The organism is Dehalococcoidia bacterium, from assembly GCA_035310145.1.
Taxonomy (GTDB): Bacteria; Chloroflexota; Dehalococcoidia; order CAUJGQ01; family CAUJGQ01; genus CALFMN01.
In genome coordinates this window covers 20,463-37,241 of the sequence record DATGEL010000101.1, presented here as the reverse complement: position 1 = coordinate 37,241, position 16,779 = coordinate 20,463, and the positions used below count along the sequence as shown (strand labels likewise).

Sequence of the window (16,779 nt, the reverse complement as noted above, 5' to 3'; positions counted from 1 at the left end):
CGCGCGTACGCCCATCGGGATCGGTGCGGCGCCGTGCGTCACCCCCGGCACTTCGAGGATCTGGCGTTTGCCCATCGTCCCCTCCGCGTGTCCGCCGCCGGACGGCTCGTGTTCCGCATCGCATCATACGGCGTTGCGTCGCGTTGCGGCGCTTGCGAAAGCATTACCGCGACGGCAAGCGTCCGGCGGCGCGGCGCGGCCAGCGTAGCGCCGCGATCGTGGCGTATCAATGTACAATCCGTTCGTGAGAACTCACGGATCGTTACTGGTTGATCTCTCCGTGCGCCAGTTGCGGGCGTTCGTCACCGTGGCGGACAGCAACTCGTACGCGGAGGCGGCCGAACGCCTGCACTACACCGAGCCGGCCGTGCACGCGCAGATCAAGCGGCTGGAGGCGATGCTCGGCCTGCGCCTGTTCGAGCGCTCCGGCCGGCGCGTGCGCCTCACGGCCGAGGGGCGGGCGCTGCTCTCCCCCTGCCAGGCGGCGCTGGCGGAGATCGACCGGCTGGACAACGCCGCGCAGCATGTGCTGCGCTCGCGGCGCATCGTGATCGCCGCCGGGCCGGTCACGGGCTCGTACCTGCTGCCGCCGCTGGTGCGGCACTTCGCACGGGGCGAGCCGGACATCCTGGTCGAGCTGATCACGGCGCCGGCGAGCGAGATCCTCGACCTCGTGGCCACGGGCGCGGCCGATGTCGGCGTCTCCGGCAGCCTCGACCAGTTTCAGCTGCCGGAGGGCGTCTCCGTACGCTTCTGGCTGGACGAGCCCTTCTCGCTGCATACCGGCGGCGAGGCGCGGCAGGAGCTGAGCGGCACGCCGGTGGTCTACAACATGGCCCAGGCCAACGGCCCGCTGAAGCGGCTGCGCGAATGCCTGGCCGAGCGCGGCATCATGCGGCTGGAAACGCGCTTTCTCAGCTCGGCCGACGCGGTGAAAGGCGCCTGCGCCGCCGGGCTTGGCTTCGCGTTGCTGCCGCGCCGCGCCACGATCCTCGAACGCCGCGCCGGCTTGCTGCGCGAGGTCGAAGGACTGGCCGGCGCGATCACCGGCCACGTCTGGGTCAGCGAGTCGGGCGCGGGCGAGCGCCCGCCGGAATGCGAGCGCTTCGTGCGCTTTCTCTACGAGGCGGTGGACGGGCTGGGCGCGATCCTCGCCGGCGGCGAGCCTGAGGCAGAGCCGGTTGTGGCGGGGGCAGGCGCACGGCGCACGCCGTGACAGAGAAGCGTTGACGGCGAGCCAGAAGGCGGACGATCTGCAGGCACTGGAGCACGGAGTGCGGTGTGGGTAATAGCTTCGGCCAACTGTTCCGGGTGACGACGTGGGGCGAGTCGCACGGCGCGGCGATCGGCGCGATCATCGACGGCTGCCCGCCGCTGCTGCCGCTCTCGGAGGCCGATATCCAGCCCGATCTGGACCGCCGCGCCCCGGGCCAGAGCGCTCTCGTCACGCAGCGCAAAGAGTCGGACACGGTACAGATTATGAGCGGCGTGTTCGATGGCCAGACCCTGGGCACGCCGATCAGCCTGCTGATCCGCAACGAGGACATGCGCCCCGGCGACTACCGCGAGGTGCAGGAGAAGTACCGTCCCAGCCACGCCGATTACACCTACGACGCCAAGTTCGGCGCCCGCGACTGGCGCGGCGGCGGCCGCACCAGCGCCCGCGAGACTGCCGGCCGCGTGGCTGCCGGCGCCGTGGCGCGCAAGCTGCTCTGCGGGGCCGGCGTGGAGATCGTCGCCTGGGTGTCGAAGGTCGCGCGGATCAGCGTCGAGTGCGACGTCGAAGCGGTGACGCGCGACGACGTCGAGCGCACGCCGATCCGCTGCCCCGACCCGGCCACGGCCGCGCGTATGATCGCGGCGGTCGAGGCGGCGCGCAAGGACGGCAACTCGCTGGGCGGCGTCGTCACCTGCGCGGTGCGCGGCGTGCCGCCGGGCTGGGGCGAGCCGGTCTTCGATCGCCTCGAAGCCGACCTGGCGAAGGGGATGCTCAGCCTGCCGGCGAGCAAGGGTTTCGAGATCGGCTCCGGCTTCGGCGGCACGGACCTCAGCGGCAGCGAGCACAACGACGCCTTCTACATGGAAGGCGGGCGCGTGCGCACGCGCACGAACCGCAGCGGCGGCGTGCAGGGCGGCATCAGCAACGGTGAGACGGTCTACTTCCGCGTCGCCTTCAAGCCCACGGCCACGATCATGCGCGAGCAGGCCACGGTGAGCCGCGCCCATGAAGAGACGACGATCCAGGGCCGCGGCCGGCACGATCCCTGCGTGCTGCCGCGCGCCGTGCCCATGGTCGAGGCGATGGCCGCGCTCGTGCTCGCCGACCACATGCTGCGCCAGCAGGCGATCCGCGGCGCCGGCTGAGCGGCCGTGCTCGCGCACTCCAGCAACAGACGATCAGGCGCCGGGGCGGCGTGGCTGCCCCGGCGCCGCTCCGGCGGTCACGTACGGCACGGGGGGCGTAGCCTCCGGCCGTCGCAGGCGGTAGGCCAGCGCCAGCCCGAGTCCCGCGGCACATAAGAGCGCCTGCACGGCGAGCGTGGGCGAAACGCCCAGGCGATCGGCCAGGTAGCCGCTGGCGGCGCCGCCGAACGGGATCGTGCCCGTCTGCAGCAACACGTAGATGCTGATCACGCGGCCGCGCAGCGCGGGCGGCGCGGTGAGCTGCAGCGTCGTGTTTGCCGTGGTGTAGAGCGCCATCGTGGCCACGCCGAGCGCAACCAGCAGCGCGGCCGTGAGCAGATAGGCGTGCGACAGCGCCAGCAGCGCCGTGAGCGCCGCCACCGCGGCGCCGCTGACCACCAGAACCCGCGCCGAGCGCAGGGGCATGCCCGCGATCGCGAAGGCGGCGAACAGCGAGCCGGCGCCGAGGCTGGCCGTGAGGAAGCCGAAGCCGGCCGCGCCCGTGTGCAGCACGAAGCGGGCGATCAGCGGAATCATCACGCTGAAGTTGTAGGCGAACAGGCTGGTGCAGCCGACGAGCAGCAGGATGAAGAGGACGCCGGGGGTGCCGAACGAGTAGCGCAGACCGTCGCGGATGTCGCGCAGCACCCCGCGTGACTGCGGCCGTCCCTTCGCTTCGTAGAACTCGGCGGGGCGCATCAGGGCGTAGCCCGCCAGCACGGCGAGGAAGCTGACCGCGTTGACCTCGAAGGTCGCGGCGATGCCGAAGACGGCGATGACAAAGCCGCCGATCGCCGGGCCGATCACTTGCGAGGCGTTGAGGATCGTCGAGTTGAGCGCCACGGCGTTGACCAGCCGCTCGCGCCCCACCAGCTCGACAAAGAAGGTCTGCCGCACCGGCCGCTCCAGCGCGTTCATCACGCCGAGGAACGCCGCCAGCGCGTAGATCTGCCAGAGCTGTACCACGCCCGTGACTACGACAAGGCTGAGCAGCGTGGCCTGCACCGTCTCCAGCGCCAGCAGGGCCATGATCGCCGGCCGCTTCGGCAGGCGATCGGCCAGGGCCCCGCCCAGCAACGACAGCAACGTCACCGGCAGGTACTGCAAGGTGACGACGAGGCCGAGCGCGGCGGGCGAGCCGGTCAGTTTCAGCACCAGCCAGGCCTGGCCGGTGGACTGCATATAGCTGCCGATCAGCGAGATAACCTGGCCGCAGAAGAAAAGCCGGTAGTTGTAGCTCGCCAGCGAGGAGAACTGCCGCGCCAGCAGCCGGCCGGCGAGCCCGTGCCGCGGCGGGGCGGACGACTGCTCCACCGTCTCCACGCCCGCCTCCGCACCCGCGTCCGCGGCCGGCATCGCGCGCAGAACAGCGCCATGCGCCGGCCCGTGTCAGTATGCGGCAGGGCGCCGGAGCCGGTCATCCTGCGAGGGGCGGAACGGATGGCCGCGGCCGTGCGTCTAGAAATTAACGGAATGGGGTCTACGCAACGGTAAGGTGGCTGTCCGTAGCCGGTATGCTTGGGAAGTAGCGTACAATTCGCGGAGTATGGCCGGCGGTCGGGCGGGCACGGAAGGGGGGAGGCATTCGATGCGCACCACGCGGCGGCGGTTCCTGGCTCTGTCGGGCGGTGTCGGAGCGAGTCTGCTGGCGGCGCCGCGTCTGCTGCGCCTGGGCGCGGCGCCCGCACGGGCACAGGCGATTCCCGGCGCACCCAGCTTCCGCGGCGCCTCCGGAAAATCGGTGGTGGGACCGGTCACGCTGCTCGCCGGCGTCACCGTGCTGCGGGCACAGCACAACGGCACAGGCAACTTCGTCGTCAACCTGGCGGTGCCGAACGGCGGCTACAGCCCGCAGGACGCCTTCGACATGGCGCAGACCACGGACAACTCGCTGGTTTACGACATCATCGGCGCCTACAAGGGCGGCGCCGCGGCCATGGCCGCGCAGAACGCCGATTACTACCTCGCCGTGACCGCGAGCGGCGCCTGGCAGGTCGCCGTCGAGCAGCCGCTGCCCGAGAACATCAGCCCCGTGCAGCAGACGAGCTTCTCCGGCAAGGGCCAGGACGTGACGCCCTACTTCATGCTGCCGGACGGCATCTCGCAGATCTCGCTGGACGCGCCGCAGGGCGCGCCGTTGCTCGGCTATCTCTACCACGTGGACGACCTGGGCGGCTCCGCCGTGCAGGCCGGCGCCATGAGCTATGACGGGCGCATCTTCGATTTCAGCATCCCCGACAACCCGAACAGCTATGCGATCGGCCTGCCGGACGACGGGCCGTACGTGTTCTACGTCACCAACGACATCCAAAACCAGTCTGCCTGGACCGTGTCGTTCGCCTGATCCTAACCGCGGCGCCGTGCCCATCGGCGAAGGCGCTGGGACGTGCGGCTTGCAGCGCGGCCGTGCCGTGGCGGCCGCTGGCCTATGCTAGACTGGCCCCGCCCCACGCCCGCCGGCAGCGCAGGAGGATCGCTATGACGACCGCGACGACGACCGATCTCTGCTTCACCAGCGCCGCCGAGTTGCTGGCCGGCTTCCGCGCCGGCACGCTCAGCCCGGTCGAAGTCACCGAGGCCGTGCTTGCCCGGATTGGACGGCTGAACCCGGCGCTGCACGCCTTTCTGTACGTCGATGCCGACGGCGCCCTGCGCGCCGCCCGCGCCGCCGAGGCGGCCTACCGCGCCGGCAACGCCGGCGCGCTCGCGGGCGTGCCGACCTCGATCAAGGACCTGGTCCAGGTGCGCGGCATGCCGATGACCTACGGCTCGCTGTTGTACAAGGACTACGTACCAGAGGCCGACGCCTGGAGTGTGGCGCGGCTGCGCGCGGCCGGCGCCGTGCTGCTGGGCAAGACCAACACACCCGAGTTCGGCTCGTTGCCCACCAATGAGAACCGCCTGGGCGAATCGGCCCGCAACCCCTGGAACCTGGGATGCACGCCCGGCGGCTCCAGCGGTGGCGCCGGCGCGGCGGTCGCGGCCGGCCTCGGCCCGCTGGCGCTGGGCACCGACTTCGGCGGCTCGATCCGCATCCCCGCGGCGATGTGCGGCGTGCCGGGGTTCAAGCCCTCGCTGGGCCGCATCGCCCGCGACACGTCGTTCAACCTCACCGGCGAGTTCTTCTCGCACGAGGGGCCGCTGGCGCGAAGTGTGCACGACCTGGCGCTGTACATGGATGGCTGCGCCGGGCCGGATGTGCGCGATCCCTTCTCCCAGATCGGCCCCGCCGCCGCGTTTGCCGAAAACGTCGATGCGCTGCCGCGGAACCTACGCGTCGCCTGGACGCCGGACCTCGGCTACGCCCGCTGCGACGGCATCTATCTCGAAGTCTGCGAGCGGGCCGTGCGGCGCTTCGAGGGCGCGGTCGGCACGATCGCGCAGGCCGCGCCCGAAGGCGCCGGCGAGGGGCTTGAGGCCTGGCGCGTGGCCGGGGCCGCAGGCAACTTCAGCGCCGAGCGCGCGGCGCTGCAGCGCGAACACGCCGAAGACCTCACACCCGTCGTGCGCCACGGCCTGCAGGAGCTGGAGAAGACCTCACTCCTGCAGTACTTCGACGCCCTGATCGCGCTGCGGCAGTGGCGGCGGCGAGCGGCGACCTTCTTCGATCAGCACGATCTGCTGCTCACGCCGGCGCTGCCCAACGCCGCGATCCCGATCGGCGCCCGCACCTTCACGATCAACGGTGAAGAGCAACCCAACACCTTCGGCCTGATCGCCTTCACCGCGCCGTTCAATGGCACCGGCCAGCCGGTGGCCAGCATGCCCTGTGGCTTCACGCCGGACGGCCTGCCGGTGGCCGTGCAGATCGCCGGCCGCTTCGGCGACGATCTGCTGGTGCTGCAGGCGGCCCGCGCCTTCGAGCTGGCGATACCCGAGGGCATGCAGCGCCCGCCGTTTGACGGCTAGCCCGCACCGGCTCCGCGCGGCGCGGCGAGATTACACCGGCGCGCTCCGACCGTTGACGCGCCGGAAGCCGCGCGCTCGCCGCCGCGGGCCCGGTGCGCGGGCGTCTGCCAGTGTCATGGCAATCACGCTACTCACATACAGACGCAATTGCGGCTGCTTGCAATTAGACCGTATAGTGGGAGTGGCGCGCCGCGGCCGCGAGCGCACTCCTGCCTGTACGGTGGCCACCGATGTCTGCTGCGCTCCTTCGACGGCCCCGCCGCACCGCGTGGCTGCTGGCGTTGCCCGTTCTGCTGGCGCTCTGGGTGCTGACGAGCTGCTCATCCAGCTCGGCCAGGCCCGGCGCCGGCGAGGCAGGGACGGACGACAACTTCACCGCCCACGACGGCAGGCTCAAGGTTGCGACGACGGTCGCGCCGCTCACCAACATCGTGCTCAACATCGGCGGCGACCGCATTCACGTCCACGGCCTGATTCCCGACGGCGTGGACTCGCATACGTTCGAGCCGAAGCCGTCCGACGCCGAGGTGCTCTCGCGCGCCTCGATGCTGATCATGAACGGCGCCCATCTCGAAGGCTCGACGGAGAAGGTCGCGCAGCAGAATCTCAAGGACAAGAGCAAGATCTACCACCTGGCCGACAATACGCTCGCCGGCGACGCCGAGAACTGTGACACCTGCTTCCTCTACGATTTCTCCTTCCCGCGCGCCAAAGGTGATCCGAACCCGCACCTGTGGATGAACCCGCAGTACGCGCTCAAGTACGCGCAGTTGGTCGAGGGCTGGCTGGCGCAGAACGACGCGGCCAACGCGGACTACTACAAGGGCAACCTCGATCGCTACACGGCGCTGCTGACCAGGCTCGACGGCGCCATCGCCCAGGCGACACAGACCGTGCCCGCGAACCAGCGCAAGCTGCTGACCTACCACGACTCCTGGGCCTACTGGGCGCGGCGCTACGGCTGGACCGTGATCGGCGCCGCCCAGCCCTCCGACTTCAAAGAACCGAGCGCACAAGAAGTCGCGGCGCTGATCGACCAGATCAAGCGGCAGCAGGTGCCGGCCGTGTTCGGCTCCGAGGTCTTCCCCAGCAAGGTGCTGGAGCAGATCGCGCGCGAGGGCCACGCCAGGTTCATCGACAAGCTGCGCGACGACGAGCCGCCGGGCGCCAGGGACTCGGCGCAGCACACCTACGTCGGCATGCTGCTGGACGACATGCGCATCATGCTCCCGGCGATGGGCGGCAACACCGACGCGCTCAACGGCATTGCGCCGGACAACACCTTCGTCAAATGATGGCGCCGGGGTCTGCTGCCCCGGATCGAGGTTCTATGGCACTCGCCAAGCCGCTGCCGCAGGCTGTCACTCCCGGCCAATCGCGCGCGCTGCCCGTCGAGGCGGCCGCGCGGCCGCTGGTCGAGCTGTGCGGCGTCTCTATCGGCTACCAGGGCACGCCCGTGCTCAGCGATGTGAACCTGGCGATCGCGCCCGGCCAGTTCGCCGGCATCGTCGGACCCAGCGGCTCCGGCAAGACCTCGCTGCTGCGCGCCATGCTGGGCGCCGTCGAGGTCTACCGCGGCGAGGTGCTGGTGGACGGCAAGCGCGTCTCCGGCCGGCGGCGGGCGCACGTCGGCTACGTGCCGCAGCTCGAAACCGTGGACTGGAACTTCCCGGTGACCGTGGCGGAAGTCGTGCTGATGGGGCGGACGATGGAGTCCGGCCCCTGGCCCTGGGCGCGGCGGCGCGACCGCGAGCGCATGTTCGGCATCCTCGAACGGCTGGGGCTGGCGGATCTGCACAATCGCCACATCCGCAACCTTTCCGGCGGCCAGCAGCAGCGCGTCTTCCTGGCGCGGGCGCTGATCCGCAGCCCGAAGCTGCTGTTGCTGGACGAGCCCACCAGCGGCGTGGATATCCGCACGCGCGACGACATCCTGCACATCCTGGCCGACCTGAACGCCGAGGGCGTGACCGTGATCATGGCCACGCACGAGATCAACGCCGTGGCCGCGCACCTGCCCTTCGTGGTCTGCGTCAACGGCGCCATCGTGGCGCAGGGCCATCCCGACGACGTGTTTACGCCGGAGGTGCTCAGCCGCACGTATAAGGCGCCGATCTTCGTGCTCAAGCAGGACGGCCTGACGCTCGTCTCGGACATGCCGCACTTCCTCAAGGAGGCGCTGGCGCGGGGCCAGGGCCACGTGCATGAACACGAGCACAGTCACTCGCACGAGCACGTCCACGCCGGCGCTGCGGGCCACGTCGACGGGCACAGCCACGACGGATAGAGACGATGTTTCTCGACCTCTTCGCCCCGTTCGACTACGAGTTCTTCCGCCATGGGCTGCTGGCCGCCACGCTGGTGGGCGGCTTGTGCGGCCTGGTCGGCGCCTTCGTCGTGCTGCGGAAGATGAGCTACATCGGCCACGGCATGTCGCACGCGGTGTTCGGCGGCGCCGTCGTCGGCTACGTGCTCGGCTGGAACTTCTACCTGATCGCCGGCGCCTGGGGCTTCGTGGCGGCGCTGCTGATCAACCAGACGACGAAGCGGCGGCAGATCGGCGCCGACGCGGCGATCGGCATCGTGACCACGGCCAGCTTCGCCTTCGGTGTGGCGCTGATCTCGCGCGCCCACTCCTTCACGCGCAACTTCGACGCGGCGCTGTTCGGCAACCTGCTCGGCGTGACCAACACGGACCTGGCCGTGATCGCCGGCGTCTCGGCCGCCACGCTGCTCGTGATCTTCTTCGCCTACAAGCAGTTACTGTTCCTGACTTTCGACCCCGAGGTCGCCGGCATCTACGGCGTGCCCACGGGCGCGGTCGACGCGTTGTTTGCCCTCGTGCTGGCGGCGGCGATCATCGTCTCGATCAACGTGATGGGCGTGACGCTGATCGCGGCGGCGCTGGTGATTCCGCCCGTGATCGCGCGGCTGTTCACCGACAGCTTCGCGAAGATGCTGATTCTCGCCACGCTGCTGGGCGCGCTGACGGGCTTCGCCGGCATCTACACCAGCTATTACACCGACGTGGCCTCCGGCGCGACGATCGTGCTCTTCTCGGCCGCCCTGTTCGTCGTCGTGCTGGCCTTCGTGATCTTCCGCGCCCGCCTCCGCCTGCAGCGCGGCATCGTCAGCTCGCGCCTGGCGCTGAGCGTCGAGGAGCACTGAAGGCTTTCGGCCCTCATCCTCACCCCCGTGATCTTCTACTGGTCCCTCTCCCAATCCTGGGAGAGGGAGTGGGGCGATCCGGCTGGAGAAGTACCGGGGGCGTCGGGTTAGCTGTCGATTGTGGGTGCGCGACTTGTGCGCCCTTCGCGCCGCGTGGCGCGACCTACGGCGCACCGGAAAGCCGCAGCTCGGCTCGGTCCGCTTCTCTCGCCCATACGCTCGTTGAGCGTGGTGGATCTCCTATCGCCTGTGTATGGGAGTAAGGGCAGCTCACGCTGCCAGAAAGCCCAGCCGGTCGAAGTGGGCGCCGAGCAGGGCGTCGGCGTCGGCCTGCAGCCAGCGGTCGAGCAGCGTGGCGTAGACCGCGCGAAAATCCGTGGTGAAGCGCAGGTTGCCGGCGTCCAGGTTGGCGAGCGAGGGATAGTCGCCGTAGAAGCCGCCCTTCACCGGCCCGCCGACGACGAACAGCGGCGCGGCCGAGCCGTGGTCGGTGCCGTCCGACGCGTTCTGGCCGGCGCGGCGGCCGAACTCCGACCAGGTCATCGTCACCGTGTTCTGGGCGCGGTTGTGCTGCGCCAGGTCCTGGTAGAAGGCCGCCAGCCCGTCCGAGAGCTGCTGCAACAGCGTCTCCTGCGTGTTCGCCTGGCGCGAGTGCGTGTCGAAGCCGCCGATCGTGACGTGCGCCACGCGCAAGCCGACGTTCGCGGCGAGCACCGCAGCGATCATCTTCAGGCCGTTGGCGAGGCCCGACTGCGGATACTGCACCGTCGTCTTATAGTCGTTGACGATGCCGGTCAGCTTCTGCGAGCTGTCGAACGAGTCTTCGACCGTGCCCTGCAGGAGGGCGCCGTACTTCGCCTCGCCCGGCAGCAGCTCGTAGAGTTGCAGCACCGAGGTGTCGCGCTGCTTGTTCTGCGCTGCCGGATCGGAGCCGGGGCGCAACTGGTAGTCCTGCGGCCGCTGGAACGAGGGCACGGGCGGCAGCGCCGAGTAAAACTCCGGCGGCGTCGAGGCACCGATGTTGAGGCCGATCAGCGAGTTGTGCTCGGCTGCCTGCGCGTCGAGGTACGTGCCGACCCAGCCCTCGCCGGGGACCGTCTCCGGGTGGGCCGACTGCCAGATCTCCATCGCACGGAAGTGCGAGTAGTTCGGGTTCGGGTAGCCCACGCCGTTGACGATCGCGACCATCTTCTGGTCCCAGAGGGCTTTGAGCCCGGTCATCGCCGGATGCAGGCCCAGTGTGTCGTTCAGGCGGATGACCTTCTCCGGCGCGATACCGAGCGCGGGGCGCAGCGTGTGATAGTTGCCGTCGGCGTAGGGGATCACGGTGTTGAGGCCGTCGTTGCCGCCGGCGAGCTGCAGCACGACCAGCGTGCGCTCCGGCTGGTCCGAGGCGTCGTAGTCGGCCAGCGCCAGCCCCTGGCGGAAGATCCTGGGTACGCCGGCGCCGAGCGAAACCAGCGCCGCGCCGGTCTTGATGAAGTCGCGCCGTGTAAACATGGCCTCACCCCCTGGCCCCCTCTCCATGAAATGGAGAGGGGGAACTGCGGTGTTGTATTGGTTAAGGCGGTGCCACAGTCCACCATTCCTTAACCCTTACACGAGCTGGCCCTCGGGCGTTGCCAGCACGAGGTAGAGGAACGACTTGACGTTCTTGTCCGTGACCTGCGCCGTGCCGCCGTTCGTGTCGCTGAGGAACTGCGTGATCACCTGCTGGCTGGAACCGCCGAGCTGTGTGCTCAGCAGCGTGGCCGCGGCCGTGCCGATCGCATCGTCGGGCGAGAGGCCGGCGTAGTCGCCCAGCAGCTGCGTCGCGTCCGGCTGGCTGGTCGGGCCGCCGGCCTTCGCGTAGATCAGGCCGTTCAGGAAGTTCATGCGGGCAAAGAAGGTGCTGCTGCTCAGCCAGGCTGCGCCACCGGGCCAGCCCGCCACGTTCGGCGGATCGAAGAGCAACTGATTCATCAGCGCCATCTGCTGCGGGAAGGTCGAGGCGTCGGTTTGCAGGCCGAGGCTGCGCACGGCGCCGACCACGAACTCGGTGGGGCTCTTGATCAGCGCGCCCATCGCCGTGTCGCTGTAGAACTGCGGCGTGGTGAACAGTTGCCGCAGCACCGCCTTGATGCTGTAGCTCGACGACTGGAAGGTGTCGGCCAGGGCGGCGATGACTTCGGCCTCGGGGTTCGGATAGGCGAAGAAGCTCCACAGGCGCTTCACGATGTACTCGGCGGCGGCGCGTTGCTGCAGGATGATGTCGATGATGTCGTCGCCGCCCCAGTTGCCCGTTTGGCCCAGATAGGTCTTCGCGCCGTCGTCGTGCTGTTTGGCGTTGTAGACGAAGTTGCGATCCTTATCGAGCTGGTAGCCGGTAAGGGCGCGGGCCGCCTCGCGTACGTCGTCTTCGCTGTAGTTGCCGATACCAAGCGAGAACAGCTCTTGCAGCTCGCGGGCGAAGTTCTCGTTTGGGTGCGCTTTCGTGCTGGTTTGCAGATCGAGCCAGACCATCATCGCCGGGTCGCGGGAGATGCCCTTGAGCAGCACGTCGTATGTGCTGGTGGCGTTGGCGCGCAGGAACTCGTTCTGCGCCAGCAGCGTGTTCAGGTAGCGCTGGCCGACCTTGGACACGGCCGAGGTGAGAATGCCGTGCCAGAAGAGCGTCAGCTTCTCCTGCAAGGGGCGGGTGGTGTAGATCATGCGCAGCAACCACCAGCGAATCGCGTCGGTGGTCTTGCTCAGGTCCAGGCCGACGCCGTTGGCGTAGTCGAGCGCCGGGTCCGCGACCTGGTCGTAGTTCAGCAGGAAATCGACGGCGCCGGCGATGCCGAGCGGCAGCAGCGCGTCGACCTCGGCCGGTGTTGCGGAGAAGCCGGCGCGGCGCAGCAGGTGCGCCATCTGTGCGCGATCGTCCGCGGTCTGATTGCGGCCGCCGTCGCCGCCCTCGGCGATCCAGGCGTTATGCGATCGCGAACGGCGCGCGGCGCCATCCAGCGCCATGGCGGCCTGTGCGCTGCGCACCCGCCCCAGGTTCGCCGGCTCCCAGAGCGTGACGAGCGCCGCGCCCACGCCGGCGGTCGCGGCCCCTCGCAGAAAGGCGCGGCGCGAGGCGATGCCGCCAGGCCGGCGCTCGGATCGTCCCTGCCCGTCCACTTCCCGACCTCCTTGAAAATGCTTCACGACGAAAATGCTTCACGACGAAAATGCTTCACGACCCGGAAGGGTCTGCTCGACCGGCAAGCTCCGCGGAGCCGGCGCGACGCCTATCGCCGTAGAGCACGACGACCACGGCGACCGCGTTTCAGCCGTCAGCGGATTGTTGCTCTTCCTGGAAGCCTGCGGCCCGGCGCCGCTCCGAACTGCCGCGGCCACCGATCACGTTGCCGCAGATGCAGCGTGGCCGCGGGCGATGAGAATCCGATGAGGGCGTGTCGAGCCGGCCCGGCGTCGCGTACACCGCGCAGGGGGTTAACAGATGGTTTCAAAACCGCGTTCACGTGCGATCGCGCACCTGCAAGGGGGAACGCGAGCCGGTATTGAAACCATGTCTAACAATGAGCATTGCGGCTGGTTCGCGGCGAAATCCTCTATTCGGTGCGTGCGTGAGCCGATGCTATACTCAAAGCACGCGCGTGAACTCTTGCCGTTTCGGCGCGCGGCCCGCCGGCGCCCGCGGAGGATCTCCGCCGCGCGTGGCGGAGTGGATCGGACGCCTTGAGCAGCAATTACCCTCCGCCCTCCGAAAACGGCGCTTCCGGCGATCGGAGGTATCTCCCTCTTTCCGCCGCGCCCGTCACCTCGCAGATCGAAACGGAATCCGACGATGGGCTGGTAGGCGCCCCGCCCCTGCCGGGGCAGCCGTCGCGGTTAGTGTCGCGCTTTCCGGACATGGCGGGTGGCCTGGAGCCGCCGCCGGCGGACGAGATCGGCTACCCTGCATCGCAGCTCGGCTCGGTGATCGCGGCGGACGAAGCGCCGGTGGACGAGGGCCCTCCGGCGCCGGAGCCGAAGCGCCGCGGCCGCTCGACGCTGGCGATCGTGCGCGAGGTGGTGGAGACCATCGTCCTCGCGGTGCTGATCTTCCTTGCCGTGCGGGCGGTGGTGCAGAACTTCAAGGTCGAAGGCTCCAGCATGGTGCCGAGCTTCATCGACGGCGAATACATGTTGGTGAACAAGGCCGTGTATGCGCGCATCGACCTGCGCACCGTGCACAAGTTCTTGCCGTTCGTCTCCGCGGGCAACGATCCGATGCACTACATCTTCCACGGCCCGCAGCGCGGCGACGTGATCGTCTTTCATCCGCCGCCGCAGGTTGGCGGCGACTCGAAGGACTTCATCAAGCGCGTGATCGGCCGGCCGGGCGACACGGTAGACGTGCACGACAACACGGTGACGGTGAACGGCCAGGCCGTGGACGAGCCGTACATCAAGCAGCGCACCGAGTGCCAGGGCCAGTACTGCCACGTGGTGCTGGGGCCGGATCAGTTCTTTGTGATGGGCGACAATCGCGGCAACAGCAGCGACTCGCGCTTCTGGGGACCGGTGCAGGCGAACAAGATCATCGGCAAGGCGCTGCTGATCTACTGGTGCGGCGGCGCCCAGTGCCAGCACGGCTGGGACAACATCGGCCTCGCGCCGAACCACGCCACGAAGCTCGCGCCCAAAGCCGACGGCCAGTAGCAGGCGTCTACGTCGCACACGGCGTACACTGATAGCGCTCGGCGCAAGTGCGCGGCGGGCGCCTTCCCTTCTCGCCTGGGGCCGGTAGCACAGCGGCAGTGCAGCGGACTTTTAATCCGTTGATCGTGGGTTCGAATCCCACCCGGCTCACCCGTTTGCCCGCGAATCGTGCGCAAGGCGGGGCAACGTGGGCGGACACGATGCGGGCGATACCGGCCCGACAGGCGCCGCGCCTCGCGGGGCGTTGATCACGGCGTCGTGGTTGCCGCCGGCGCGGATGAGAGATCGATCACCGCGATGCGGCCGTCGCCCGCGCTCAGGCTGCCGTCGCACTGGCGGCCCGGCCGCGTGTTGCCCGGCTCCAGGCTGCCCACGGTATAGCCGGCCTGCCGGAACTGGCCCGCGACCAGATCGCGCGCGGCATCGAAGGCACGCCCGACGTGACCGCAGGCGGCCGGATCGTCGCGGTGCACGCCGGCCAGCACGTACGCCTGCCCGCGCGCGTTCCTGGCGGCTTCGAGCCGCAGGTGATAGCGCGAGCCGCCGGGCAGCCCCATGCCGAACTGCGCCGCCGTGCGCCGGTGCTCGCCGCGGTCATAGAAGACCATCATGCTGCCCCGTACGGGCTGCCAGCCGAGCACACGCGGCACCGCGGCCTCGGCCTCGCTGAGGCTGCCACGGAAGATCAGGTTCACCGGGTCGGCGAGCGCACCGCTCGAGCGATGCAGATACGCATCGAAGCCGCTGCTGTCGCGGTCGCCGGCAAGGGTCAGGTGGGCGGCTGCGCTGCAAGTCACCGCGAGCGCTCCGAGCACGACGACGATGAGCAGCATGCGCCGCCGGGACACCGCAGCCTCCACGGGAAACCCGGCGCCAGTATAGCAGCACGGGGGCACAGATCTGCCATGCGATCCGGGCCGCTATACTGGCCGCAGGCGCCGGCGCCCGCCCGGTGCGTCGGCGGTGCACCGCCGAGGTAACGCATGCATGTCCACTTCGTCTGTATGGGCAATGTCTACCGCAGCCGGCTGGCTGAGGCGTTGCTCAACAGCCAGAGGCTCGTCGGGGTGCGGGCCAGCTCCAGCGGCATCCGCGCGGCGGAGAACCTCAACGGGCCGATCAGCTGGTATGCCCTGCGCCTGCTGAAGCGCGGCGGCCTGATTCCCTTCATGTCACCCGTGTGGACACAGACGACGCCCGATCTGCTCGCTGCGGCCGATCTGGTCATGTTCATGGAAGCGGCTGTGCGGGAGGCGTGCGCGGCGAGCCTTCTTCTGCCCGGCGGGGCGTGCGAGGTCTGGGACGTGCCCGATGTTGGCGACACGCGCTTCCCCGAGCAGCAGGCGGCGTCCGACGACGAGCGCCGCATCATGGCGATCACCGAGGCGACATTCACCCGGTTGCAAGCGGAGGTCGCGGCGCTTGGCCGGCGACTGGCGGCGGCAGCGATCGGCGCGGGACGGGGTGGGGCGGCACGCTGACGGCGGGCGCCGCGCGGCCCGCGGCAACGGCCCGTCACGGAGGTGCGGGCCAGGCGCACGCTGCGCTACTGCGCCGGCCCGCGGCGACTAGCGATCGCGGCCGTCGTCGTGCGGATGGTTGCGCTGGCCGCGGCGCTGTTCCAGCGCGGTTCCCAGCAGGGGGAGCGCCGCCGCGCTCGCGGCGTGGCCGCCGAGTCCCTCCGCGGATTCGACCTCGTACCGCGCCAGCATGGCGCGCGGTATCCTGTAGAGCCGGCCTTGCCAGTCCGCGATCAGCAGCGCGTCATCCGCAGTCTCGGCCACAATCGCCTCGTCTTCGACCTCGACGTGACGGGGCTTCGCGCGATGCCTGAACATGAATGGCCGCACACCAGCCGTCCCGCCGGCTACGCACTGCACATCTGAGAGAAACCGTACCGTGCGGAGAGGTCAGCCGGCGCGAGGATTATGATCATCCCCGCGCAGGATCTGTTCGACCGCGCGCAGCGCCGCCAGCGCCTCGGGATCGATCACCGTTGCCGCCTGCTCGTCGGCGGCGCGCAGCCGGGCCCGCAGGGCCACGAGCAGCTCGGTTGAGAGCGGGCCGAGATCGACGGCCTGCCCGCGCGGGATGGCGCGAATCAGGGCGGCAAGGAAGGCGAGCGGATCGCGCTCCGCGTAGGCGGTCACGGCCTCGCGCAGCAGCGGCGCCCAGTCGAACGCTGGCGCCGGCGGCTCGCCGCCGTGAGCGGTCTCCGGCGCGCCGCGGCCGCGGCCGTCGAGATCGGCGACGTCGGCAAGAATCCGCTCGATCCAGCGGCGCAGCACGGCGCAATCTTCCGGGGTTGGCGTCACACGGCTCTCCGGCTGCGATGCTCTCTGGTATCGTCGGCATCGTTGTGCGCCCGCGACAGCGAGCCGTCCGCGGCGCGGCGCGTTTCGCCTGCAGGAGCAGGCAGCCGGACTTCAGCGCAGGCGCTCGAGCACATGCACCCTCACCCACAGCCCGGGCAACAGCCAGGGCGCCGAGGCCGCGATATCGGCGGTGCTCAGCATCGGGTTCCGCGCTGGCGCCGCTGCGGCACGGCGAGCAGACGGCGCGCCGCGGCCCGGGAATCGACCGGGCCGAGCCTGGTCGTGGTTTCCAGGCACGGTCCAGGGAAAGGCC

General features: G+C 69.6%; 15 protein-coding genes and 1 tRNA gene. 10 read left to right on the top strand and 6 right to left on the bottom strand.

What is annotated here, in order from left to right; genetic code table 11:
* Window positions 1–244 precede the first annotated feature (244 nt).
* Together VKV26_19075 and aroC are read left to right on the top strand one after the other, a co-directional pair.
* Entirely contained in the window at window positions 245–1,216 is a 972-nt protein-coding gene (locus tag VKV26_19075) for a LysR family transcriptional regulator (protein HLZ72012.1), read from the top strand.
* Between the two features lie 65 nt (window positions 1,217–1,281).
* Window positions 1,282–2,364, top strand: a complete 1,083-nt coding sequence (gene aroC, locus VKV26_19070) for a chorismate synthase (GenBank protein ID HLZ72011.1) — start codon at window positions 1,282–1,284, stop codon at window positions 2,362–2,364.
* Between the two features lie 33 nt (window positions 2,365–2,397).
* Here the strand turns inward: aroC and VKV26_19065 are convergent, their stop codons facing one another.
* Window positions 2,398–3,726 (bottom strand): MFS transporter, encoded by a 1,329-nt coding sequence (locus VKV26_19065; GenBank protein ID HLZ72010.1) that lies wholly within the window; start codon window positions 3,724–3,726, stop codon window positions 2,398–2,400.
* Window positions 3,727–3,991: 265 nt separating this feature from the next.
* Here VKV26_19065 and VKV26_19060 point away from each other — a divergent pair, with 265 nt between their 5' ends.
* The 5 genes from VKV26_19060 to VKV26_19040 all read left to right on the top strand — a co-directional run bounded on the left by VKV26_19060 (window position 3,992) and on the right by VKV26_19040 (window position 9,480).
* Window positions 3,992–4,747 (top strand): hypothetical protein, encoded by a 756-nt coding sequence (locus VKV26_19060; GenBank protein ID HLZ72009.1) that lies wholly within the window; start codon window positions 3,992–3,994, stop codon window positions 4,745–4,747.
* 134 nt (window positions 4,748–4,881) lie between these two features.
* Window positions 4,882–6,312: an amidase family protein gene (locus VKV26_19055; GenBank protein HLZ72008.1), complete on the top strand. Its 1,431-nt coding sequence runs from the start codon at window positions 4,882–4,884 to the stop codon at window positions 6,310–6,312.
* Window positions 6,313–6,542: 230 nt separating this feature from the next.
* Complete coding sequence (locus VKV26_19050; protein HLZ72007.1) at window positions 6,543–7,607, top strand: metal ABC transporter substrate-binding protein; 1,065 nt, start codon at window positions 6,543–6,545, stop codon at window positions 7,605–7,607.
* Window positions 7,608–7,642: 35 nt separating this feature from the next.
* Window positions 7,643–8,599, top strand: coding sequence for a metal ABC transporter ATP-binding protein (locus VKV26_19045; GenBank protein HLZ72006.1), 957 nt, complete (start codon window positions 7,643–7,645; stop codon window positions 8,597–8,599).
* Window positions 8,600–8,604: 5 nt separating this feature from the next.
* On the top strand, window positions 8,605–9,480 hold the full coding sequence (locus VKV26_19040; protein ID HLZ72005.1) for a metal ABC transporter permease: 876 nt from the start codon (window positions 8,605–8,607) through the stop codon (window positions 9,478–9,480).
* A gap of 270 nt (window positions 9,481–9,750) precedes the next feature.
* On the opposite strand, the gene VKV26_19035 is transcribed toward VKV26_19040, so the two are convergent.
* Window positions 9,751–10,980 (bottom strand): DUF1501 domain-containing protein, encoded by a 1,230-nt coding sequence (locus VKV26_19035; GenBank protein ID HLZ72004.1) that lies wholly within the window; start codon window positions 10,978–10,980, stop codon window positions 9,751–9,753.
* 96 nt (window positions 10,981–11,076) lie between these two features.
* Window positions 11,077–12,624, bottom strand: a complete 1,548-nt coding sequence (locus VKV26_19030; GenBank protein HLZ72003.1) for a DUF1800 domain-containing protein — start codon at window positions 12,622–12,624, stop codon at window positions 11,077–11,079.
* Between the two features lie 735 nt (window positions 12,625–13,359).
* Here VKV26_19030 and lepB point away from each other — a divergent pair.
* Window positions 13,360–14,151, top strand: coding sequence for a signal peptidase I (gene lepB / locus VKV26_19025; GenBank protein HLZ72002.1), 792 nt, complete (start codon window positions 13,360–13,362; stop codon window positions 14,149–14,151).
* A gap of 78 nt (window positions 14,152–14,229) precedes the next feature.
* A tRNA-Lys gene (locus tag VKV26_19020) sits at window positions 14,230–14,301 on the top strand.
* Between the two features lie 98 nt (window positions 14,302–14,399).
* Here VKV26_19020 and VKV26_19015 read toward each other — a convergent pair.
* Window positions 14,400–14,999: a hypothetical protein gene (locus tag VKV26_19015; GenBank protein ID HLZ72001.1), complete on the bottom strand. Its 600-nt coding sequence runs from the start codon at window positions 14,997–14,999 to the stop codon at window positions 14,400–14,402.
* A gap of 135 nt (window positions 15,000–15,134) precedes the next feature.
* Between VKV26_19015 and VKV26_19010 the strand changes: the two genes are divergently transcribed.
* Entirely contained in the window at window positions 15,135–15,632 is a 498-nt protein-coding gene (locus tag VKV26_19010; protein ID HLZ72000.1) for a hypothetical protein, read from the top strand.
* A gap of 87 nt (window positions 15,633–15,719) precedes the next feature.
* On the opposite strand, the gene VKV26_19005 is transcribed toward VKV26_19010, so the two are convergent.
* Both VKV26_19005 and VKV26_19000 read right to left on the bottom strand, forming a co-directional pair.
* Window positions 15,720–15,989: a hypothetical protein gene (locus VKV26_19005; GenBank protein ID HLZ71999.1), complete on the bottom strand. Its 270-nt coding sequence runs from the start codon at window positions 15,987–15,989 to the stop codon at window positions 15,720–15,722.
* A 72-nt stretch (window positions 15,990–16,061) separates the two neighbouring features.
* Window positions 16,062–16,466 (bottom strand): hypothetical protein, encoded by a 405-nt coding sequence (locus VKV26_19000; protein ID HLZ71998.1) that lies wholly within the window; start codon window positions 16,464–16,466, stop codon window positions 16,062–16,064.
* Window positions 16,467–16,779 lie beyond the last annotated feature (313 nt).

What these genes read in the sequence shown, in the direction of transcription:
- VKV26_19060 (HLZ72009.1), top strand. Translation starts at nt 3,992, where the DNA reads ATGCGCACCACGCGGCGGCGGTTCCTGGCTCTGTCGGGCGGTGTCGGA.
- VKV26_19055 (HLZ72008.1), top strand. Translation starts at nt 4,882, where the DNA reads ATGACGACCGCGACGACGACCGATCTCTGCTTCACCAGCGCCGCCGAG.
- VKV26_19050 (HLZ72007.1), top strand. Translation starts at nt 6,543, where the DNA reads ATGTCTGCTGCGCTCCTTCGACGGCCCCGCCGCACCGCGTGGCTGCTG.
- VKV26_19045 (HLZ72006.1), top strand. Translation starts at nt 7,643, where the DNA reads ATGGCACTCGCCAAGCCGCTGCCGCAGGCTGTCACTCCCGGCCAATCG.
- VKV26_19040 (HLZ72005.1), top strand. Translation starts at nt 8,605, where the DNA reads ATGTTTCTCGACCTCTTCGCCCCGTTCGACTACGAGTTCTTCCGCCAT.
- VKV26_19035 (HLZ72004.1), bottom strand. Translation starts at nt 10,980, where the DNA reads ATGTTTACACGGCGCGACTTCATCAAGACCGGCGCGGCGCTGGTTTCG.
- lepB (HLZ72002.1), top strand. Translation starts at nt 13,360, where the DNA reads ATGGCGGGTGGCCTGGAGCCGCCGCCGGCGGACGAGATCGGCTACCCT.
- VKV26_19010 (HLZ72000.1), top strand. Translation starts at nt 15,135, where the DNA reads ATGCATGTCCACTTCGTCTGTATGGGCAATGTCTACCGCAGCCGGCTG.
- VKV26_19005 (HLZ71999.1), bottom strand. Translation starts at nt 15,989, where the DNA reads ATGTTCAGGCATCGCGCGAAGCCCCGTCACGTCGAGGTCGAAGACGAG.